The organism is Spirosoma sp. KUDC1026, from assembly GCF_013375035.1.
Taxonomy (GTDB): Bacteria; Bacteroidota; Bacteroidia; order Cytophagales; family Spirosomataceae; genus Spirosoma.
The window spans coordinates 2,540,604-2,562,490 of record NZ_CP056032.1; the positions used below are offsets into that span (position 1 = coordinate 2,540,604).

22 protein-coding genes and 1 pseudogene are annotated in these 21,887 nt (G+C 51.9%); 11 read left to right on the forward strand and 12 right to left on the reverse strand.

All coding sequences use genetic code 11. From position 1 onward, the window contains the following. Window positions 1–12: 12 nt before the first annotated feature. The 5 genes from HU175_RS10695 to HU175_RS10715 all read left to right on the forward strand — a co-directional run bounded on the left by HU175_RS10695 (window position 13) and on the right by HU175_RS10715 (window position 3,998). On the forward strand, window positions 13–1,026 hold the full coding sequence (locus tag HU175_RS10695) for an aminotransferase class V-fold PLP-dependent enzyme (protein ID WP_176566588.1): 1,014 nt from the start codon (window positions 13–15) through the stop codon (window positions 1,024–1,026). 75 nt (window positions 1,027–1,101) lie between these two features. Further along, complete coding sequence (locus HU175_RS10700; RefSeq protein ID WP_176566589.1) at window positions 1,102–1,677, forward strand: MarC family protein; 576 nt, start codon at window positions 1,102–1,104, stop codon at window positions 1,675–1,677. Between the two features lie 33 nt (window positions 1,678–1,710). Further along, window positions 1,711–2,418 (forward strand): 16S rRNA (uracil(1498)-N(3))-methyltransferase, encoded by a 708-nt coding sequence (locus tag HU175_RS10705; protein ID WP_176566590.1) that lies wholly within the window; start codon window positions 1,711–1,713, stop codon window positions 2,416–2,418. Beyond that, window positions 2,415–3,074 (forward strand): DUF4159 domain-containing protein, encoded by a 660-nt coding sequence (locus HU175_RS10710; protein ID WP_176566591.1) that lies wholly within the window; start codon window positions 2,415–2,417, stop codon window positions 3,072–3,074. Before HU175_RS10705 ends, HU175_RS10710 begins: the two co-directional genes overlap by 4 nt. 105 nt (window positions 3,075–3,179) lie before the next feature. After that, window positions 3,180–3,998 (forward strand): acyl-CoA desaturase, encoded by an 819-nt coding sequence (locus tag HU175_RS10715; RefSeq protein ID WP_218037022.1) that lies wholly within the window; start codon window positions 3,180–3,182, stop codon window positions 3,996–3,998. Window positions 3,999–4,075: 77 nt separating this feature from the next. Here HU175_RS10715 and HU175_RS10720 read toward each other — a convergent pair whose 3' ends face one another. The 3 genes and pseudogenes from HU175_RS10720 to HU175_RS10730 form a co-directional block, all read right to left on the reverse strand. Next, window positions 4,076–4,603, reverse strand: coding sequence for a 5' nucleotidase, NT5C type (locus HU175_RS10720; RefSeq protein WP_176566592.1), 528 nt, complete (start codon window positions 4,601–4,603; stop codon window positions 4,076–4,078). Between the two features lie 20 nt (window positions 4,604–4,623). Then, window positions 4,624–6,149 (reverse strand): annotated as a pseudogene (locus HU175_RS10725) (dihydrolipoamide acetyltransferase family protein). 46 nt (window positions 6,150–6,195) lie between these two features. Continuing rightward, on the reverse strand, window positions 6,196–7,446 hold the full coding sequence (locus HU175_RS10730) for a competence/damage-inducible protein A (RefSeq protein WP_176566593.1): 1,251 nt from the start codon (window positions 7,444–7,446) through the stop codon (window positions 6,196–6,198). Between the two features lie 109 nt (window positions 7,447–7,555). On the opposite strand from HU175_RS10730, the gene HU175_RS10735 reads away from it, so the two are divergent. Beyond that, window positions 7,556–8,317 carry a DUF4197 domain-containing protein gene (locus HU175_RS10735; protein ID WP_176566594.1) on the forward strand — a complete coding sequence of 254 codons (762 nt, stop codon included), beginning with the start codon at window positions 7,556–7,558 and terminating at the stop codon, window positions 8,315–8,317. A gap of 64 nt (window positions 8,318–8,381) precedes the next feature. Here HU175_RS10735 and HU175_RS10740 read toward each other — a convergent pair whose 3' ends face one another. Beyond that, entirely contained in the window at window positions 8,382–8,789 is a 408-nt protein-coding gene (locus HU175_RS10740; RefSeq protein WP_176566595.1) for a group III truncated hemoglobin, read from the reverse strand. A gap of 21 nt (window positions 8,790–8,810) precedes the next feature. Further along, window positions 8,811–9,158, reverse strand: a complete 348-nt coding sequence (locus tag HU175_RS10745; RefSeq protein ID WP_176566596.1) for an ArsC family reductase — start codon at window positions 9,156–9,158, stop codon at window positions 8,811–8,813. Window positions 9,159–9,331: 173 nt separating this feature from the next. On the opposite strand from HU175_RS10745, the gene gldC reads away from it, so the two are divergent. Together gldC and HU175_RS10755 are read left to right on the forward strand one after the other, a co-directional pair. Then, window positions 9,332–9,682 carry a gliding motility protein GldC gene (gldC, locus tag HU175_RS10750; RefSeq protein WP_176566597.1) on the forward strand — a complete coding sequence of 117 codons (351 nt, stop codon included), beginning with the start codon at window positions 9,332–9,334 and terminating at the stop codon, window positions 9,680–9,682. 45 nt (window positions 9,683–9,727) lie between these two features. Beyond that, on the forward strand, window positions 9,728–10,948 hold the full coding sequence (locus HU175_RS10755; protein WP_176566598.1) for a thioredoxin family protein: 1,221 nt from the start codon (window positions 9,728–9,730) through the stop codon (window positions 10,946–10,948). 77 nt (window positions 10,949–11,025) lie between these two features. On the opposite strand, the gene HU175_RS10760 is transcribed toward HU175_RS10755, so the two are convergent. From HU175_RS10760 to ispG, 4 genes are all read right to left on the reverse strand, one after another. Further along, window positions 11,026–11,580, reverse strand: a complete 555-nt coding sequence (locus HU175_RS10760) for a tetratricopeptide repeat protein (protein ID WP_176566599.1) — start codon at window positions 11,578–11,580, stop codon at window positions 11,026–11,028. A 50-nt stretch (window positions 11,581–11,630) separates the two neighbouring features. Next, complete coding sequence (locus HU175_RS10765; RefSeq protein ID WP_176566600.1) at window positions 11,631–11,984, reverse strand: MmcQ/YjbR family DNA-binding protein; 354 nt, start codon at window positions 11,982–11,984, stop codon at window positions 11,631–11,633. A 12-nt stretch (window positions 11,985–11,996) separates the two neighbouring features. Further along, the gene (locus HU175_RS10770; RefSeq protein WP_176566601.1) at window positions 11,997–12,185 is read right to left on the reverse strand and encodes a DUF6728 family protein; all 189 of its coding nucleotides are present in this window, start codon (window positions 12,183–12,185) and stop codon (window positions 11,997–11,999) included. An 86-nt stretch (window positions 12,186–12,271) separates the two neighbouring features. Next, window positions 12,272–14,290, reverse strand: a complete 2,019-nt coding sequence (gene ispG / locus HU175_RS10775; protein WP_176569188.1) for a (E)-4-hydroxy-3-methylbut-2-enyl-diphosphate synthase — start codon at window positions 14,288–14,290, stop codon at window positions 12,272–12,274. A gap of 279 nt (window positions 14,291–14,569) precedes the next feature. Here ispG and HU175_RS10780 point away from each other — a divergent pair, with 279 nt between their 5' ends. Beyond that, a complete protein-coding gene (locus HU175_RS10780; RefSeq protein ID WP_176566602.1) occupies window positions 14,570–14,872 on the forward strand; it encodes a hypothetical protein in 303 nt (100 codons plus the stop codon). A gap of 63 nt (window positions 14,873–14,935) precedes the next feature. Here the strand turns inward: HU175_RS10780 and HU175_RS10785 are convergent, their stop codons facing one another. Further along, the gene (locus HU175_RS10785) at window positions 14,936–15,808 is read right to left on the reverse strand and encodes a lysophospholipid acyltransferase family protein (RefSeq protein ID WP_176566603.1); all 873 of its coding nucleotides are present in this window, start codon (window positions 15,806–15,808) and stop codon (window positions 14,936–14,938) included. A gap of 123 nt (window positions 15,809–15,931) precedes the next feature. On the opposite strand from HU175_RS10785, the gene HU175_RS10790 reads away from it, so the two are divergent. Together HU175_RS10790 and HU175_RS10795 are read left to right on the forward strand one after the other, a co-directional pair. Then, a complete protein-coding gene (locus HU175_RS10790) occupies window positions 15,932–16,582 on the forward strand; it encodes a WbqC family protein (protein WP_176566604.1) in 651 nt (216 codons plus the stop codon). Between the two features lie 61 nt (window positions 16,583–16,643). After that, entirely contained in the window at window positions 16,644–19,172 is a 2,529-nt protein-coding gene (locus tag HU175_RS10795; protein ID WP_176566605.1) for an ATP-dependent Clp protease ATP-binding subunit, read from the forward strand. Between the two features lie 47 nt (window positions 19,173–19,219). On the opposite strand, the gene HU175_RS10800 is transcribed toward HU175_RS10795, so the two are convergent. Both HU175_RS10800 and HU175_RS10805 read right to left on the reverse strand, forming a co-directional pair. Further along, window positions 19,220–19,936: a hypothetical protein gene (locus HU175_RS10800; RefSeq protein ID WP_176566606.1), complete on the reverse strand. Its 717-nt coding sequence runs from the start codon at window positions 19,934–19,936 to the stop codon at window positions 19,220–19,222. Between the two features lie 32 nt (window positions 19,937–19,968). Next, a complete protein-coding gene (locus HU175_RS10805) occupies window positions 19,969–21,723 on the reverse strand; it encodes a GMC oxidoreductase (RefSeq protein WP_176566607.1) in 1,755 nt (584 codons plus the stop codon). Between the last annotated feature and the right edge of the window lie 164 nt (window positions 21,724–21,887).

The window sequence follows — 21,887 nt, forward strand, 5'->3', positions numbered from 1 at the left end:
AACTTTACAATCATGATTACGTTTTATCCAGGTCCGTCGAAAGTATATCCGCAGGTGGCCGATTATGCCGCTCAGGCTGTCCGCGACGGAATTGTCAGTCTGAATCACCGGAGCGCTGGTTTCATGGATATCGTTCGGGAGACGGTCCAACTACTGCACGAAAAACTGGCTATCCCGGCGGAGTATCATATCGCGTTTGTATCGTCGGCGACGGAGTGCTGGGAGATTGTGGCCCAGTCCCTGACGGCCGATGCGAGCCTGCATCCACATAGCGGGGCGTTTGGCAAGAAATGGGCCGAGTACGCCTACAAGATCAAACCACCCATCGAACTGAACCGGGCCGACGTATTATGTCTGGTTCAGAACGAAACCTCCAACGGCACGCAGGTCCAGATGAAGACGCTGGCGCAGTTCCGGCAGGAGTTTACGGGGATTATTGCCGTTGATGCCGTTTCGTCGATGGCGGGTATTACGTTCGACTGGCAACAGGCCGACGTGTGGTTTGCGTCGGTACAGAAGTGCTTTGGCTTACCGGCGGGGCTGGCGGTGCTGGTCTATTCGCCGGATGCGCTGAAGCACGCCCAAGACATTAGCGAGAATGAGCATTACAATAGCCTGCTGTTCATCCACGAAAACTTTGCCAAATTCCAGACGCCCTACACCCCTAATGGATTAGGTATCTATCTGCTCATGCGCGTATTACAGCAGGTACCACCTATTGCGCAGGTGAACGACGTAACGAAACAACGGGCGGCCAACTGGTACGCCTTCTTTGAGCAGGAGATGACCGGTTCACCATTTAAGCTGCTCATCACGGATAAATCGGTTCGATCCGATACGGTAATCGCGGTGGAAGGAGCGCCCGAAGCCATCAGGCAAATCAAAGCCGCGGCCCAGCAGGCGGGTATTACGTTGGGCAATGGCTACGGCGACTGGAAGGACACTACCTTCCGGATTGCAAATTTTCCGGCCATTACTGATAATGAAATTGAGCAATTGGCGCAATTTCTGAGCGCCTATCAGTGAGCAAAAAACACTGACATTGCCAGTGTTGACACCAATAACCAACCCGTTCACGTATCGCCAATCTTTACCAACTGTATGTTTAACGTTAAGGAAATTGTTTCCGTTACGCTGATTCTGTTCTCCGTCATCGATGTTATCGGCTCGCTGCCAATTCTTATTGACCTACGGAAGAAAGTCGGTAAAATCGAGTCCGAACAGGCAACGATTGTATCGGGTGTGCTGATGGTTTCCTTTCTCTTTGTTGGCGAGCGGATCCTGAGTCTCTTTGGCGTCGACGTAGCGTCGTTTGCCGTGGCTGGGGGACTGATTATCTTTCTGCTGGGGCTGGAAATGATTTTGGGACGTACCATTTTTAAATCGGACGAAACCGGTAGTGGAGCCGCCCATATCGTACCAATCGCTTTTCCCATGATTGCGGGAGCCGGTACGCTGACGACCATTATATCACTGCGGGCGGAGTACCAGACCATCAATATCATTGGCGGGATTGTGATCAACCTGCTGCTGATCTACGCCGTGCTGAAATCGTCGGAGTGGCTGGAAGGTCGGCTGGGGCCGGGTGGGCTGGCCGTACTGCGCAAGATTTTTGGCATTATCCTGCTGGCGATTGCTATCAAGCTGTTGAAGACAAACCTGATTGCTGGTTTCTGATCGAATCAGGCCAATACGTACTGAATTTAGCGTATGCATTTATTTTATCAACCAGACCTGGCTGCGTCGGCAACAACGGGTTTGCTAACCGAAGACGACTCGCGGCACGCCGTTAAAACGCTGCGGCTGGGCGTGGGCGAGGCCATTGCCGTAACGGATGGACACGGAAACCGGTATTCAGCCGTTATTAGTCAGGCTGATGCGCGCAAGTGCGGATTCCGGGTGGTCGATGTGCAAACGACACCACCGCGCCCGTTTTCAATCCGGATCTGCGTTGCGCCAACCAAGAATATCGACCGGATTGAGTGGTTCATTGAGAAAGCCGTGGAAATAGGGATTGAGCGAATCAGCTTCTTTTTCGGTCAGCATTCCGAACGCCGGGTGCTCAAACCGGAGCGGTTGGAGAAGATTGCCGTAGCGGCCATGAAACAGTCGCTACAGTCCTTTTTGCCGCAGCTGGATGAGGCCACACCGTTTCCTCAATTGCTGGCAACCGTAACGGAATCACAACGGTTTATCGCGCACCTGCCCGACAACGAGCAGCCGCTGCATCTGGGCAAACAGGCAACTGCAGGAGGGGAGTACACCGTGCTGATCGGTCCGGAAGGGGATTTTGCGGAAACAGAAGTTAAACAGGCCATCGATGCCGGATTTCAGATAGCAACTCTCGGTCCGAATCGACTGCGTACCGAAACGGCTGCGCTGACCGCCTGCCAGGTTCTAAACTTTATAAACGCATGAAGAAATTACTGCTGATTGTTGGCTTGCTGCAGGCCCTGGCAACCGTGTCGTATGGCCAGTATGCCTACAAGATCGCCAAGCTGAAGTACAACGGCGGGGGCGACTGGTACGCTAACAAAACCTCCCTGCCGAATCTGATCAAGTTCGCCAACGTGACCCTCCGAATGAACATCTTCCCTGAAGAGGATATTGTGGAGCCGGGTAGCCCGGACCTGTTCGAGTATCCGTTTGTGCACATGACGGGGCACGGGAACGTATCGTTCAGCGAGAACGACGTCAGAAACTTGCGTCGCTACCTGATGTCGGGCGGGTTTCTGCACGTGGACGATAACTACGGATTAGACAAGTTTATCCGGCGGGAGATGAAAAAAGTGTTCCCGGAACTGTCCTTTGTGGAACTGCCCGCCAACCATCCCGTTTACCAGCAGAAATTCAAATTTCCGAACGGACTGCCCAAAGTGCACGAACACGATGGCAAGGCCCCGCAGGGATTCGGTCTGATCTACCAGGGGCGGCTGGTGTGCTTCTACAGTTACGAATGTGATCTGGGTAATGGCTGGGAAGATCAGAGCGTTTACAACGACCCCGACCAACTCCGGCAGCAGGCTTTACGCATGGGAGCCAACCTGTTGCAGTATGCAACAACGGCAAATTAAAGAATATAAATATTTGGTTAGACACTGTCTAAACAAACGAAAATTCGTTAGCTTTGTAGGACTGTTTTTAGCCTAGACAGTATTCACATTTTAATTATATCTATTGTGATTGTACTGGCCGCATTTGCTGCACACTGGTATCTGTCCCTGTTCTGTCAGACATTTTTCCTGCACCGGTACTCGGCGCACAAGATGTTTTCGATGAGCAAATTCTGGGAGCGTTTCTTCTACGCCCTGACCTATGTATCGCAGGGGTCATCCTACCTGAGCCCGCGTGCATACGCGGTGCTGCACCGCATGCACCACGCCTTCAGCGATACAGAAAGAGATCCTCACTCGCCCCATCACACTAAGAACATCTTCACGATGATGTGGCAGACGAAAAATATCTATAATGCTGTTCTACACCGGAAACAGACCATCGAGCGCCAGTTCGACCGGAACTACCCCGAATGGAGCCTGATCGAGAAAGTTGGCGATTCGTGGTTCTCCCGCGCTGGCTGGGGTGTTCTTTACAGCATGTTCTACATCCTCGCTTTTATGTATCTGGACATGCACTGGGCATTTTTCTTCCTGTTGCCGGTTCACTTTGTAATGGGGCCTGTCCACGGTGCAATCATCAACTGGAGCGGTCACAAGTACGGTTACTCAAACTTCGATAACCAAGATCAGTCGAAAAACTCGCTGATTCTGGACGTTGTGATGATGGGCGAGCTGTTCCAGAACAACCACCACAAGCGGCCAAACGCGGCTAACTTCGGCGCTAAATGGTTCGAGTTTGATCCAACTTACCCCGTCATTGGTCTCCTGCATAAACTGCACATCGTTCGTCTGCGTCCGTCGGCCGAAGCGAAAAAGGCCCAGCAGGAAGTTGGTCACGACCGGTTGGTTGAACAGCCTAGAGAAGAGCAAGTCGAAGCGTAAGCTGGCATACATGATAACTAAGAAGCCCCGACCAGTTTGGTCGGGGCTTCTTGCTTGTACGGGTTAACGGTACGTCTTTACAAGAGAACCTTGGCGACATCCTGCCAGGACATCACACGTTGAAATTCAGTTTCATCGCGGTTGTGGAGCGCGTTAAACAGTAGGCCCTGCCCCTGAAACGTACGCAGGTTACGAGCGAGGTCATCGATCAGAAAATCGGTGTTCAGGATGCTCTTGTCGCCCAGAAAAACGTAGTTGTGCCACGTAATAGCGGGGAAATGCTCTTGTAACCAGTCCCACTTTTCGCGTAGTGAATTCGGAAATTCCTGCGCGGCTGTGGCGATGAATACGTCGTATTTCGTCATCAAATCGGCTACTACGTCCTGAGCGCCTTCCATCACCGGAATGTCCCGGAAAAAGCCCGGCTCAAACACCCGGTTGGAAATGGCTGCGTACTCGTTCTCGTCGAACAGTTCGTGAAATGATTTCTCTTTAAGTTCTTCCAGCGTGTAGCGGGGTGTTTCTCCTTCCAGATACAGACGAATGAATTTGGCGTGTGTGTCGGCCATTACGTCGTCCATATCAATGGCAATGCGTTGTTTCATAAATGAATTGGATAAAGCAATTATACACTGCGACTAACATCAAACTTCTCCAGGTAATCGGCTACCCGCCGGACAAACTGACCGCCCAGTGAGCCATCCACTACGCGGTGATCGTAGGAATGAGAGAGAAACATCAACTGGCGAATGCCGATGAAGTCGCCCTGGGGTGTTTCGATCACAGCAGGTTTCTTGACGATGGCACCAAACGCCATAATAGCTACCTGTGGTTGCACGATGATGGGCGTTCCCATCAGGTTGCCAAAGGTGCCGATGTTGGAAATCGTGTACGTGCCACCGGCCAGATCGTCGGCTGTCAGTTTGTTCTCCCGGGCGCGTTTAGTCAGGTCGTTTACTTTTTTGGTGAGCCCAACCAGATTGTACTGAGCCGCATCGTGAATGACCGGCACAATCAGGTTCCCATTAGGCAGCGCTACCGCCATACCGATATTGATCGACTTTTTGACGAGGATCGTATCACCTTCGACTGATACGTTGATCATCGGAAAATCCTGGATAGCTTTCACGACGGCTTCGATCAAAATTGGTGTGTAAGTCAGGTTCTCACCCGTTTGCTGTTTAAAACGGTCTTTTACCCCAGTACGCCATTCCACAACAGGAGTCAAATCGGCTTCAACGAATGAGCTGACGTGCGGGGAAATCTGCTTGGATTCCACCATCCGCTGCGCAATCATCTTCCGCATTCGGTCCATCTGAATAATATCCGCCTGGCCGTTGAGGGAGCGTGGGGCTGGGGGCTGAGGGCTGGGGGGGAGGGCGTTGGAGTGGGGGCGTTGGGGTGGGATGTTGCATTCGACGATCCCTTCGCCCCCTGCCCTAAACCCTCAACCCCCTGCCCTAAACCCTCAACCCCTTGCCCTTCGCCCTTATCCCCACGCACGTTCCCTTCCGCGCGGTCGATGACGTACGCCAGGATATCTTTTTTCGTGACGCGGTTTTCGGCGCCCGAGCCGGGAATGCGATCCAGCTCATCGCGGGAAACACCTTCCTCTTTAGCGATGTTCAGCACCAGGGGCGAATAAAACCGGTTGTCGAACACGGGCGTTGCGCCCGCTAACGTAGTTGGGGAAGCTGCTACCGCTTTGGCGGGTCGGCTGCTCATAGCCAGAATGCTGGTTTCCATTTCCCGCGCCGATTCGAGGGTTTCAGCGTCTTCGGATTCGGGCGTTACGTTGGCGACATCACCAATACCAACCGGTGTCTGGTCGGCCGCTTCGGATGAGTCCTCGGCTTTGGGCTGCTCAACTGATGGGGCCGTATCCGGCGCGCTAGTTGACGTAACGGTTTCTTCTGTTTCAATCCGGGCAATGGGCGCACCAACGGCTACTACATCGCCGTCGTTAACCAGAATTTCTTTCAGAATGCCGCTTTGCTGGGCTGGAACTTCGGTGTCTACCTTGTCAGTAGCGACTTCCAGTACTGACTCGTCGGCTTCAATCGGGTCGCCGGGCTTCTTGAGCCAGCCGATGACCGTACATTCCATTATGCTTTCGCCCATTTTGGGCATGACCATGTCGATAAGTGCCATGTGTGTATCTGGTTGAGTGAGACGTGAGTGGTAGGGAGACTCCGTATCACAGTAAAATTTCCTCCCGTAGTAGATTAAGGACGTAGGTGGCGGTTAACTGAATATTCTGGTCGCGATACTGACCCAGCTTCAGCAGTTTGGCCACGGTGCGCGTGGGACTAGCGCAGGCAATCCAGACCGTACCAACGGGTTTGTCGGCAGTGCCGCCGTCAGGTCCCGCAATGCCACTGGTGGCAATGGCGACGTCAGTATTCAGTGCCTTGCGAACGCCTTCAGCCATCTGGCGAACGACCTCCTCGCTGACCGCACCAAATTGTTCCAACGTCTCAGGCGATACACCAAGCTGGTTTATTTTGACGTCGTTGCTGTAACTCACAACGCTGCCCATAAATGACACCGACGAGCCCGGAACGCTGGTGATACGGGCCGCTACGTAACCACCGGTGCAACTCTCGGCGGTACTCAACGTCCAGCCGCGGGCTTTCAGCAATTGGCCAACGACGTTTTCTAGTGTATCATCGTCGTAGCCATATACGTTTTTTTCGATGAGTGGCAGGACCTTCGCTGTCTGATCGACTAATTCCTGGTCAAGAGCCGCTTCATCCGTGCCCGTAGCCGTCAACCGAAGACGTACTCCGCCGAAGCTGGGCAGGTAGGCCAGTTTGATGTGTGGGGGTAAACTATCTTCCCAGTCGGCAATACGTTCGGCCAGGAACGACTCCCCAATACCTACGGTCAGAATCATTTTGTGTTTGATAACAGGTGTAGCAAAATGATTCGTAAGCGCGGGCAGAATCCGATGCGTCATGAGGTTCTTCATCTCAAACGGAACACCCGGCAGCGATACGTAAACCCGGCCCTGATGTTCAATCCACATGCCAGGGGCCGTTCCCCAGTCGTTCTGCATATAGACCGCGTTGGCGGGCAGATCGGCCTGAGCCCGGTTCAGATCGGTCATCTCCCGGCCGCGTTTGGCAAAAAAGCTGGTTACCAGCGCCAGCGCTGTTTCGTTGCGAACCATGCCCACACCGAAATACGTGCAGAGTGTCTTCTTGGTAATATCATCCTTGGTCGGGCCCAGACCACCCGTCAGGATGATGATATCAGCGCGTTGATGAGCCTCGCTAAGTACCTGTAAAATGTTTTCCGCCTGATCCCCTACGGATGACTTACGGATAACGCGGATGCCAATGTTTGTCAGTTCGGTACCGATCCACTGCGTATTCGTGTCGGTAATCTGCCCGAACAATATTTCGTCGCCGATGGTAACTACTTCGGCCCGGATGGAGTTGGTCATAAAAGAAGGGTCGGACTAAGCTTGCCGCTTTTACTTGCCAAATAAGCAAGGGTAAGGATTAAACGTTCGGAATGTCCGGCGGTCAAAAGTACGTAAAACACTTAATTGCATGAACAAGATGATCTGTCTGGCGGTTTGCCTAACTCCGCTTTTTATTGAACCGGCCCTGGCGCAGGATTCGTCCAAAACGCAGCAGCCTGCCAAGAAGGGACTTTTTGGTCAGATCGTTGATCAGGTTTCTACGGCTGTTTCGTCGGGTGGAAGCCTTACCAACGGTGATATTGCATCGGGGCTGAAACAAGCCCTTCAAATAGGCATCAGCAAAGGTGCCGATCAGGCGTCGGCCACGGATGGGTTTTTTAAAAACCCCTTGCTACGTATTGCCTTTCCACCCGAAGCGCAACGAGTAGCGACCCGGCTGCGGCAGATCGGACTGGGGGCGCAGGTCGATAAGTTTGAACTCTCGTTGAACCGAGCTGCTGAGGATGCGGCTAAAGTATCTAAGCCAGTATTCATCAAGGCCATTACGTCGATGAGCATTCAGGATGCCGTTGGAATTCTGAGAGGACAGAATGACGCTGCCACGCAATACCTGCGTCGTACGTCGGGGCAAGAACTGGTACAGCAGTTTACACCCATCATTGATAGTACGCTGGCGAAGAACAGTGCGACCCGCTACTACAGCGATCTGGTGACAACCTACAACAAACTGCCGTTTGTGCAGAAAGTTAATCCAAGCCTAACCGAGTATGCGACCAATAAAGCCGTCGACGGTTTGTTTTTGCTGGTAGCCCAGGAGGAAAAGAAAATCCGGGAGGACCCAGCCGCCCGCGTTACTGAGCTGCTGAAACGGGTTTTCTCCAGACAGTAAGCAGGAAAATTGGGTAATTAATAAAGCGCCTGGCTAACAGTCCATAGGTTGGCCGGGCGCTTTATTAATTACCGCCTTCCATATAGGTGTCGTTGTTGATATAGTCGAGTTTGTTGTTCCAGACCAGGGCAATCTGCGTGGCCCGCATACGAACCTGCTCGGCGGTTTCTCCCGTGAAATTTTCTTGTAACGTTTGCGTGAACAGCTGGAGCCATCGCTCAAAATGATCGATAGTAAGTGTGTGCTGCTGATTGACGATCAAATGAGGGCGAAACGGATGCCCCTGGTAGGCGTTGTTACCCAGAATGATATTCTCCCAGAAAGCGTACATCTTGGGCAGATGCTTCGACCAATTCACCTGGGCGACGTCCGTAAAGACAGGGCTCAGCAGCGGATCGACCTGTACTTTTTCGTAAAATGAGTCAACCAGAAACTTGATTGATTCCGGTGAGTCCAGCGTTTTCTTTTCCATGAAATCTGAATCGCCAGTACGTTAGGTCCCGAAGGTTTCGGCGTACTGGTCTTCTTTGAACCCTAACGCTAGAAGCTGCCCATCCTGTTCAATCAATGGGCGACGAATAACCGAGGGTTTCACCATCATGAGGGCAATGGCTCCGTCGGCGTCCGTTGGTTTCTCCGCATCGGGCAATTTCTTCCAGGTCGTACCCGCCCGGTTCACCAGTTCTTCCCAGGGCTTCTGCGTGAGCCAGCGCTCGATTGTCTGGCGATCAATGCCTTTCTTTTTATAATCGTAGAACTGATACGTAACGCCGTGGTCAGCCAGCCAGGTACGGGCTTTCTTGACGGTATCGCAGTTCGGAATGGCGTATAAGGTGTACATACTCGTGTTGTATTTGGGGACGAATATCCGGTTTTGGCCTGTTCTTTGCGCTGATTGATGACAGAAAAATCAGTGGCGAAAATAAGCGTATAGTTGAGAGACGTACCGGTGAGTCCGGATTTAGACGGAACGTATCGTACGGGTTTCCAGCCAGGCTTTGTAAATTTGTCTCTATGAAAAAATCAGAGATTAACTTTTCCGTTGAGTTAGATAACCAGAACGTTCCCGAAAAAATCTACTGGGACGCTACCGATAACCCAAACGAGGGACTAAGCGACACCCGGGCAATCGCAATTGCCCTCTGGGATCATTACCACAACAGTACGCTTAAGATCGACCTGTGGACGAAAGAGATGGAAGTGGTGGATATGAAGCGCTTCCTGATCGAAATGATGAGCGGCATTGCGGATACCGCCCGCAACGCTACAGGTGACCAGCAGATGGCTACGGATATCGAAAAAACGTGCGATATGCTCAGTAAGCGACTCCGGGAAGAGATTAAAGCACAACAGCAACAACAATAAATTCAGGTCCGGGGACGTGACAAGTAGAACGATCTCCCTTTGTGTATGAAGAAACTCTTTTTCCTGCTCTGTATAGCCAGTGTTACGCTGGCAACTTCTGCCCTGGCGCAACGAAAGTCAGCTCCTAAGGCGGGAGGAATCAATTTTCAGGCAACGCCAGTCGACCGTGTGTTTCAGGAAGCCCGGCGCATGGGAAAGCCGGTGTTTGTCGAAATTTATTCGCCAACCTGCCACGTATGCCAGAGTTTCGTACCCACGCTGGCTGATAGCCGGGTTGGAAAATTCTATAACGATAAGTTTGTCAGCACGAAGCTGGATATTGCATTGCCCACTACGCAGACGTTTCTGACCAAACAGCAGTTGTTTGTGCCATCGCTGCCCCTGTTTCTGTACTTCGATCCCAAACAGAATCTGCTGCACTTTGCGATGAGTAATAACTCAACTGACGAGGTAATCCGGCACGGTACAAACGCGCTTACGCCTGCCAGTCGGAGTCAGACTATGAAGTCTCGGTTCCAGCAGGGGGAGCGCAATCCCAATTTCCTGATCGATTACGCCATGTTTGCCCGGATCACGAAAGATACGACGGCCAATATCGTGGCTATGAACGAGTACGCCCGGCAGCAACAACCCGCTACGTATGCAAGTCAGACAAACTGGCTGGCGTTGCAAAAGCTGGTACTGGACTACGAAAACCCGATTTTCGAGTATATGCTCGGGCATCTGGATGCGTATCGTAAAGCGTATGGTGCGCAGCCAACGCAGCAGGTTGCCGAAAATATTTTGATGTCGTCACTCTATAGCAGCCGGGGAGCGCAGTACCCGGCCGCGAAAATTATCGAAATTCGGCAGGATCTGGCCAAGGTTGGTATTGATCCGAAAGTAGCCGCTAACCGGACGCTGCTGCCCGAAGTTAACGCCTTTTTTCGGGCGAAACAGACTGCTAAAGCAATCGACCGGATGGATAAGCAGGTAACTGCCAACTCATTCAGCGTACCGGAGTACATTTACATCTCCCGCCTGTTTAACCGCAATAGCCCTGACGATTCGGACGTACCAACGGTGGTGAAATGGGTAAACAAAGGGCTGGCCTTGAAGCCGAATGCGAAAGAGCAGGCTGATTTGTACTACGAACTAGCTGAAGCCTATCGTCGGGGTGGTAAAACCGCTGATGCGCAGAAAGCGGCTCAGAAATCGATGGAGCAGGCCCAGGCCAGCCGGTCAGATACGCGCCGGAACGTCGAGCAGATGGGTAAGCTGAAATAGCACCGAGTAACACAGAATAAAGAATCCCAACCTCAGCAGGTTGGGCTTCTTTATTTCTAGGAATAGTTACGACTACGTTACCGGCCCTGAAAAACTGGGCGGGTAAACGGTGGTTGCAAAAGAATGTGGTAGGAATTCTCGTCGCCCAGCGCAATGGCCCGACGAAGGTCATTCTCGGCCTGGGGAAGCTGACGCACCTGAATACGGGCCAACGCCCGCCAGCGGTAGGCATCGGGCTTGATGTCGCGAAAATGCCAGACAGCTTTGTCGAACTCCCGGAATGCGTTTTGAAAATCTTCCAGGGTGTAATAAGCAATGCCGCGGTCGAGGTAACATTCAGCCAGCGTATTGTCGCGACTGATGGCCTGCGTCAGGTCGTAAATGGCCGAATGGCAGTTACCCTGGGCTAACTGACACTTGCCCCGGTAGGCATAGGCGATGGCTGACTTGGGGGCTTGCTTGATGATGTCATCAAAGTACTGGTGCGCATCAACAAAATTCCGGTCGTTGACTAGCTCAATTCCTGCTTTGTACCGTTTCCGATCTTTGTCGGCAGGCGTATCATGATCGACCGTGAAATAACGGATCGTCATGTACATAGCAAACAGGAAAATTAGTACGGTAACTTCCATGGTTCTGTTTAGCTTCTCGCTTCTGCGAAATTACAACAGTCTTTTCAACTTTATTCAGATAATTGTGCCCGAACTGCCTTGGGTAAGCTCTGGAAGACCAACTCATATGAGTGATCGATCCAGTCCTGCAAATCCCGGCTTCTGATGCTGCTGTCGACGGTGACTGTATTCCAGTGTTTTTTATTCATGTGGTAGCCCGGCTGGACCGCGTCGAACTCCTCCCGGAGCTGCACAGCCCGTTCCGGATCACATTTGAGCGCCATCGTGGTGGGTCGACTCCCGGTGTCCAGCATGGCGAAAATTTTATTACCTACTTTAAAAACCAGCGTTACTTCATCGAATGGAAACGATTCTGTAGCCGCGGGTTTGGTCAGGCAATAGGTGCGCAGCGCTTCTACGTTCATTAGGTGCCCTGGTTAACGCGTGCAGGCCCGAAAAATCATCACGCATACGCAGAACAGGAACATGATGATTGAGATCCGGTTAATGCCGTGCATCATGCGTAGGTTGGCACTGGTTGGCGCATTAGGGTCTGGTTTCCGGAAAACACGCAGAAAATACGCGAACACAGGACCGATTTTGAAGTAATCCAGCAGACGATTCATAATAGTTGGGTAACAGGCACCAACAAAAAGTTGGATGGGCGGTATTGCCCTGCCTGTAATAAGAACAAAATTTAATCGTGAATCCGTCAGATTTGGTCAATTTTTTCGGGCTCAATCCAACGGCTATCTTCGCGAATCAACTCGATCAGTTCATCAACGGCGCGACTGGCCGGTACCGATTTTTTGATCACCTGCTGACCCCGGTACAATGCGATCTTATCGCGCCCGATACCGACATAACCGTAATCCGCATCGGCCATTTCGCCGGGGCCGTTTACGATACAGCCCATGATACCAATTTTGACGCCTTTCAGGTGATCGGTACGCTGGCGAATCATAGCTGTTGTTTCCTGCAGATCGAACAGCGTCCGGCCGCAGGATGGACAGGAAATGTATTCGGTTTTGGTGATACGTGTCCGGGCGGCCTGTAAAATGCCGAAAGCCAGGTTGTTCAGACGTTTCAGTTCGTCGTCCTGAGGCTTACTCGTCAACGATAGCATGATGCCGTCGCCTAGTCCGTCGATTAGTAAGCCACCCGCATCGGTAGCGGCAAACAACGGAACGTTTTCGGCCTCACTTACCGGATAGCTCCGCTGGATAATGACCGGTGTATCGATTCCCTGATTAATTAATTCCACACAGAGCCGACGAAGTTCAGGCATGGCGTGGGCGTTCGTCGTGGTAATCAGCAGCACTACCGTAGTGTCTCTACGTAACGCGTCGAGCAAGTCATCTGACAGATCCGAAAGGGAAATCCGGATGACGTTCAAGCGATCGTGTAAAGCTGATGATGTCGTTCGGGCAGTCAGGTACTCATCGGCTGTCAGCAGGGGATAGCTGGCCGTTGTGCTGGCTATGGGCTGCCAGATGGTATAATCCAGAATTTCTTTCAGGCCATTGGGCAGCATGAACTGCGCTGGCTGCGAACCTGTGTAGATGTAATCCGCTCCCAGATCGTTCATCCGCCATTTGTCCGGAACGGGCAGATAAAAATGACCGACGGGCTGTAGGGCGTCGTGTCCGGTAACCGGCACCTGACTGAAATCGGCAACGACGCGTGGTACGTTTTGCCCACCCATGTTCATTACCGTGCGCGTAGCCCGGCGCGTGTACTGAAACGGATTAATGGGGTAGACCGTCACCGGCGGCATAGACTGGCTATCGGTCGTCCGGTTGGTGTAGCGGTCAATCAACGCCTGCGCTACGGGGGCCTCCCGTTCCGGTTCTTCCGTCAGCGACACGCGAACCGTATCGCCAATACCATCTTCGAGCAGGGTGCCGATGCCCAGCGCTGATTTAATACGGCCATCTTCGGCTTCACCTGCTTCGGTAACGCCTAGGTGAAGCGGATAAGGTTTCAGGCCTTCTTCATCCAGCCGCTGTACCAGCAGCCGATACGCCTGCACCATCACCTGCGGATTGCTGGATTTCATCGAAAGAACAATGTTATAGTATTGTTCATCTTCACAGATGCGCAGAAACTCCAGCGCCGACTCAACCATGCCAGCAGGCGTATCGCCGTAGCGGCTCAGAATCCGGTCGGATAGGGAGCCGTGGTTGGTGCCAATGCGCATGGCCGTACCGTACTCCTTACAGATACGGATTAAGGGCAGAAACTTCTCCCGAATGCGTTCCAGTTCGGCTGCGTAGGCTGCTTCGGTATAATCAATGTATTCAAATCGTTTGCGATCGGCGTAGTTGCCGGGGTTGATCCGGACTTTCTCCACTACCCGGGCCGCTAATTCGGCCGCATTCGGTGTGAAGTGAATGTCGGCAACGAGGGGGGTTGTGTAGCCCCGCGCCCGCAACTCCCGGCGGATATTTTCCAGGTTCTGCGCTTCCTTCACGCTCGGCGCTGTAATCCGAATGTATTCACAGCCCGCTTCAATCATCCGGATAGACTGCTCCACCGAACCCAGCGTATCCATGGTATCCACCGTCGTCATCGACTGGACCCGAATGGGGTAATCAGAGCCCATAGGCACGTCGCCGATGAATACCGGAATCGTTTTCCGACGGACGTATTGAGTAAGTGAGGGGGTATAATGAACCGACGGATCAGGAATAACCGACGAGATTGACGGAGTAAGCAGCGAGTCGAGCATACAAAAGTTGGCCAGGCCAATTGACAAAGACAAAGGTACGGAAAAAGCAGTTTGCCAACCGACGTGCCCGGCTACTGAAAAACGGTAAGCAATCGGAAAATGTTCGCTTGTTCAATGACGAGCAGGAAAGAGAAAAAGAGGGCGGCTAACAGGTTAGCAAATGCAGGAAACTACCAAAACAAAAGCTATTCAACTGGGTTAATTTGTCAATTACAACATGCCGTCGGCGTAACTACCCGAACGGTATGGGCAAAACAAAAGTAAAAACTTAAAAACGTTATGAAAATCAAAGGATTATATGCGCTTGCTCTGGTTGCTTTTCTGACAACGGGCGCCTACGCACAGGATACAACCAACATAACCGCGCGGAAAGCTCGCGTTAAATCTGAGTTAAAAGAAGCTGGTCAGAATGTCGGCGATGCAGCTACTGAAGTTGCTCGGGGTGCCAAACGTAACGCCAAAGTAGCGGGGCAGGCCATCAGCACCGAAGCGGACAAGGTTGGCAATAAAATTGATCGAAAATCGGAAGAGTGGAAAGCAAAACGCGACGCCAAACGAGCGGCTAAGCGCGATACGTTGTAATACACCGGAACAAAACGGAACAGAGCCGGGACGATCAGGTCGTCCCGGCTCTGTTTGTTTCCGCTACGTTAGCTTCGTGGCTATTTTAGGATATTTTCCTCGCCAGTGCTTCCAGCGCTTGTGCGACCAGAGCCAGTCAGAAGGGTAGGCCCGGATAGTTTCTTCCAGCAGGTCCCGGTAACGCTCCAGAATAGCGCCTTCGGGCAGATCGGTATAAGGCGGCTGGCCGATGGCCGTGAACGTGACCTGATAATAGCCCCGTCGAATTCGGTTGATATGCGTGTAGAAGACGGGTAATTGCCGACTACGAGCCAGTCGCTCCGTACCGGGATAGAAAGGCGTATCGTGGTGCAAAAAATCGGTCCAGAAGGCCTGTTCCGGCACATCCGGTACTTGATCAGCCACCAGCGCGATGATCCGGGGGGAGTCTTTTTGGGCGGCCATGCGCCGGGGAAGCGTGTGCATCGGCACGGGCACAGCTCCGAATGTCGACCGGATTTCCCGCATCAGTTTCTCGAAAAATGGGTTATTGAGTGGCTTGTAAATACTATCGGCGGGCATTCCATGCAGCACTGAACTTGACGGAATCCATTCCCAGTTGCTGCTGTGCGACGCCATACCTACTACCGCCTGCCCCGCCTGGAGCTGTTGTTTAACAATTTCTGCATTCGTAAACTGAACCCGCTTGCGCAGTTCATCGGCCGACAAAGCGGGCATTTTGATCGTTTCAACGATGAGGTCAGTCAGGTTTCGATAGAAGCCTCGCGCAATACTCTTTATCTCCGCTGGAGATTTTTCCGGAAACGAAAGGCGGAGATTTTCCAGAACGACCCGTTTCCTGTAACGGACAACGTAAAGCAACAAAAAATACAAAAAGTCCGACAAACCGTAGAGCACCGTCAGGGGTAAGCGTGACAGCAATCGAAAAACTATCATCTAGTAGTAAATAAGCAGAGAGCAGAGCAGATAGGGGATTCTACCCGAACAATTAAAAATTTGTAAAATCGGTTTCTGATATTACTTTTTTGCGTTACTTGTTGCTGATATAATTAGTCTTTATTGGAAAAATACCAGCAGTCAAAACAAACTGAATTACTTATTGATCTGCATTACCTGCCCACTCTGGATTTTATAGCCGGTTTTCTAAAGTTTAATCAGGTGTGGCTGGAAGCGCATGAGCATTACCAGAAGCAAAGCTACAGAAATCGCTGTTACATTGTGACAGCCCATAAGGTAGACGCGCTGGCCGTGCCGGTACAACAGGGGACGCACCACCATCCAATCCGCGGGGTACGGATTGATAACAGCCAGCCCTGGGCCATTCGTCATTGGAGAAGTTTACAGGCAGCTTACGGAAAGGCTCCGTTTTTCGAATACTACGCACCTGATTTTGAGCCGGTTTACCAGAAAGAGTGGGAGTTTTTATTTGATCTGAATAAAGAATTGCTGACAATTTGTCTGAAACTGTTGAACATTCGAACACCCGTCAACCTGACAGATTGCTACGCAAAAAGTCCGGAAGTCGGCGTATTTGACGCCCGATCGGCGCTGAATTCCCGAAATAGACAGGGATTACCTCTATTCTATTCGCCAGTGCCGTATCAGCAAAACTTTGGCCCTGATTTTGTACCTAATATGAGTGTTATAGACCTGTTGTTCTGCCAGGGACCGGCCGCGTTGGACGTGTTGACGGCTGGCCTTCGGGAGTGAACAAATCCTTAAAACTCTACGTTAAGCCAATAGTACGCTTACCTTAGGAGACCCAAAGCGAATGGAAGCAAAATTCTCAAACCGCGTTAAGGAAGTAATCTCGCTGAGCCGGGAGGAAGCCTTACGCCTAGGCCACGATTACATCGGTACAGAACACCTGTTGCTGGGAATGATCCGCGAAGGAGAGGGTGTAGCCGTCGGGTTATTGAAAAAGCTCGGCATCTCGCTCGACGAACTTCGGGTCACTATTGAACAGGCAACGAAAGGTACGGCGACCAATAACGTGAAAAACCTGGCGAATATCCCGCTGACCCGTCAGTCGGAAAAAACGCTGAAGATCACGTATCTGGAAGCCAAGATTTTCAAAAGCCCACTCATTGGCACCGAGCATCTGCTGCTATCGATTCTGCGCGATGAAGACAATGTCGCCACGCAGATTCTGAACAAGTTCAATGTTAATTACGAAGTCATTAAGGAGATGCTGGAATACCAATCTTCGGGAAGCCGTCCGGTGATGGGCCCCGAGACCGATGATGACGACAACGACCGGGGTATGTTTGGCGGCAGCGGCAGCAGCGGTTCAGGCAAAGAAGCCAAAGGTTCTGAAAAGTCACGGACTCCCGTACTGGATAACTTTGGTCGCGACCTGACGAAGCTGGCCGAGGTTGGCAAACTGGACCCAATTGTTGGTCGTGAAAAAGAAATCGAGCGTGTTGCTCAGGTATTGAGCCGCCGTAAGAAAAATAACCCAATCCTGATCGGTGAACCTGGCGTCGGTAAGACCGCTATTGCCGAAGGACTGGCGCTACGTATCGTGCAGAAAAAGGTATCGCGGGTGCTGTTCGGCAAACGCGTTGTTACCCTGGATCTGGCATCGCTGGTGGCGGGTACGAAATACCGGGGTCAGTTCGAAGAGCGGATGAAAGCCGTGATGAACGAGCTGGAAAAATCGCCAGAAGTGATCCTGTTTATCGATGAGCTGCACACCATCGTTGGTGCTGGTGGCGCATCGGGTTCGCTGGATGCCTCAAACATGTTCAAACCAGCCCTGGCCCGCGGTGACATTCAATGCATCGGAGCTACGACGCTGGACGAATATCGTCAGTACATCGAGAAGGATGGTGCGCTGGCCCGTCGGTTCCAGATGGTGATGGTCGATGCTACGTCGATTGACGAAACCATCGAAATCCTGAACAATATCAAGGATAAGTACGAAGATCACCACCACGTTAATTACACGCCAGAAGCGATTGAAGCCGCGGTGAAACTATCAGAGCGTTATATCTCTGACCGTTTTCTGCCTGATAAAGCGATTGACGTAATGGACGAAGTGGGTGCTCGGGTACACATATCGAACATCACCGTTCCTGAAGATATTCTGAAGCTTGAAGAGCAGATTGAGAATATCAAGAAGGAGAAAAACCAGGTCGTTAAAAGCCAGAAATACGAAGAAGCTGCTCAGCTCCGCGACAAAGAAAAGCGCCTGATCGACCAGCTCGACCGCGCTAAACAAGCGTGGGAAGAGGATACCAAGAAACGTCGGTACACGGTTAACGAAGACAGCGTAGCTGAAGTCGTGGCTATGATGACGGGAATTCCGGTGACGAGCGTATCGAACGACGAAGGCAAAAAACTCGTCAATATGGGCGAGGAGCTGAAAGGCAAAGTAATCGGTCAGCAGGCCGCCATTGACAAGCTGGTGAAGGCTATCCAGCGGACACGGGTAGGTTTGAAAGATCCGAAGAAACCAATCGGTTCGTTTATCTTCCTCGGGCCAACGGGGGTAGGTAAAACGGAGCTGGCGAAAGTCCTGGCTAGTTACCTGTTCGACAAAGAAGATGCGCTGGTACGTATCGATATGTCGGAGTACATGGAGAAGTTCAGCGTTAGCCGACTGGTCGGCGCTCCTCCAGGCTACGTAGGTTACGAAGAAGGTGGTCAGTTAACCGAGAAAATCCGCCGGAAACCTTACAGCGTCGTGCTGTTGGATGAGATCGAAAAAGCGCACCCAGATGTGTTTAACATTCTACTGCAGGTGCTTGACGATGGTATCCTGACTGACGGTCTGGGTCGCCGGGTTGACTTCCGGAATACGATCATTATCATGACCTCGAACATTGGGGTTCGTGACCTGAAAGATTTCGGTGCCGGTATCGGTTTTGCCACCCGCAAGAGCGAAAGCCAGGACGAGATCATGAAGAACACCATCCAGAGCGCGCTTCGCAAAGCGTTCTCGCCGGAGTTCCTCAACCGTTTGGACGATGTAATTGTGTTTAACTCGCTGCAACGCGAAGACATTCACAAAATCATTGACCTCATGCTGGGTAAATTACTTGGCCGCGTAACGAGCCTGGGTTATACCGTTGATCTGACTGAAAAAGCAAAAGATTTCCTGTCGGAAAAAGGATATGACCAGCAGTACGGTGCTCGTCCGCTAAGCCGCGCAATCCAGCGTTACCTGGAAGATCCGATCGCTGAAGAGATCCTGAAAGGCGAACTGAAAGAAGGCGATGTGATCCACGCCGACTACAGTGGAGAAGGTGAATCGCTGACGATCACGGTGAAAAAGCAAGAAGAAGTAACGGAGTAATCCGAAGCAATAAATAAAAAAGACCGGGTGGTAACGCCCGGTTTTTTTTATGCCTGTCTGTCAATTAAAAATCGTCTGATGGCGGTCAGGTGAGTTAGCAAAACAAGGGGTACAATAAGTGATGGCAACCAGCTAAACGGAAAATGCAGAATGGCGATGTTTGGTTGGTTGAAGGCCAACCGCTGTAGTGGTGATGGGGCTGATAGCAAAGCCGTAGCAACGATGTTGCCTAAAAGTCCAAGACACACTACGTTCCATAACAGGATCAAGGATGGTGATAGACTACGCTTTTTAAACCCGAAATATGCGACAAGCGGAGCCGTAAGGCCAGCGAGAATATCGAAATTATGCCCCTCAAATGTCATGATTTCCGGGACAGCCCCATGCAGAAAAAGCCAGTATAACGTAAGTTCGACTGGTATTCGCACGGTGTGTAAATACGTAAACGTCGATAAAGGTAAACTGTCCAGAAATTGTCTGCTCCGCTGCGTAACGAACAGCAGCAAAATGCAGATGATAGTTGGCAGGATGCCCAGCAGCATAATTCTGGGCGGAATGGCCTGCGGGTTTGACGAGTAAACGCCGTTGAGTGTAATAGTTGCCTGAATGAGTAACCAGACAACCAAGCCAGAAAGTATGAGCACTGCCTTGTTGCGAATGCTGCTGGCATCGGCCTTTCGAATTGTCCAGATAAACAAGGTAAGTGTCAGAAGAACGGTCAGTATAAAGAAGCCAGATAAGGAAAGCGGTAGCTTATCAATCATTGTTCATCGCGGTACGTGATGCTACGTCCAAACTAGATATTTTTCTGCTTCACTTGGTCAATTAAATAGTCCGAGGTACGCATAGAAGCTGCCAGAATAGTCCACGTCACGTTCTTATCGCCCTGTGTAACAAAAGGAGCGGCATCGACGACGAACAGATTTTTGACTTCGTGTGCCTGCTGGTATTTATTCAGCGCCGACGTTTTAGGATCGTTCCCCATGCGTACGGTGCCCACTTCATGAATAATTCGGCCAGGGGCAGCCAGGCCGTAGCCATGAGCCGTATTGGGACCAGGTTTAGCCCCTAACGGAATACCTCCCATCGCGTGAATAATTTCCTCGAAGGTGTCCTGCATGTGCTTGGCCTGCTTCACTTCATAGTCTGACCATTTGTAATGAAAACGTAGGGTTGGAATACCGTATTTATCGACGCTATTCGGATCGATTTCGCAATAGTTGCTTTCGAGCGGCACGGGTTCACCGCGACCGGCCATGCTGATATAAGCACCGTAAAAGCGCCGATAATCGTCTTTCAGCCCAGCGCCGTATCCACCTCCCGGCTTCATTTTGCCCTGTCGATCGGGAATGACGCCATTCTGAGCTTCGATGCCTGCCCCGTAGCCGTAACCGGGCATCGTCATCCCTCCGCCATATTCGATGTGGTAGCCCCGTGGAAAATCCAGTTTTTTGTTATCCAGCCACCAGGGGGTAAAGACGTGCATGCCACCTACGCCATCTTCGTTGTACCGCTTACGGTCCATCAACGCTGGTACAAACGCCGAACGACTGGCACCAGTTGAGTCGTTGAGGTATTTACCAATGACCCCGCTGCCGTTGGCAAGCCCGTTCGGAAAACGGGCTGATTTTGAGTTGAGCAGCAGCCTGGCTGATTCGCAGGTGCTGGCCCCCACCATAACCGCTTTGGCACGTACCGTAATTTCCTGTAGACTTTGCTTGTCGACGTAGCTCACGCCGGTGGCTAATCCCGTATTGGGGTCCGTCAGGATCTCGCGGGCCATCGCGCCGTTGATGAGGGTTACGTTACCGGTCTTGACGGCGGGAATGCAGAGCACCGATGAGGCCGAAAAATCAGCGTATGCCTGACAGCCCCGATTACACTGGCGGCAGTAGAAACACTGGCCCCGCTCGTTGTTGATGGGTTTCGTCAGAATACTTAGCCGCGACGGAATAACCGGAATACCAATCTGCGTCCCAGCCTTCCGTAACATCAGCTCGTGAAGACGGGGTTTGGGCGGGGGCAGAAAAATACCATCCGGCTCGTTGGGCAGGTTCTCGACGGAGCCGAACACGCCAATGAGCCGATCGACACGGTCGTAATAGGGTTTGAAATCTTCGTAACTGACCGGCCAGTCATCGCCCACGCCCGATAGCGAACGGCGTCGGAAATCATCGGGGCCGAAGCGCATCGAAATTCGGCCCCAGTGGTTGGTACGTCCGCCGAGCATGCGCGACCGAAACCAGTTGAACTCGGTACCGGCCTGAGCGGAGTAAGGTTCGCCGTCGATCTGCCACCCGCCCCAGGCTGCATCGAAATCACCACCCGACCGGAATTCGGTTGCGGCTCCGCGCCGGGGTGACTCCCACGGCCATTTTAGCTGCGTGATGTATTTCGGATCGGCCGGATCGTAGTAACCACCCGCTTCGAGCAACACCACTTTGGCTCCTGCTTTAGCCAGCATATAGGCTGCCATACCACCACCCGCCCCTGAGCCAACGATGGCTACGTCATAAACGACCGGTGCTTTCTTCAATTGAGGTATCTCCATCGGGACGAGTATCGAATCTACATAGCTCAAAAGTAGCAGGCTGGTTTAACCTACTGATCGAATGATATATTGCTCATTGACAGGTCTGTACCAACCGGATACTAGCGAAAACGAATGCAATACTGAAAATGAGTATACCTTACGGCCAGGCGGGTAAATCTGAG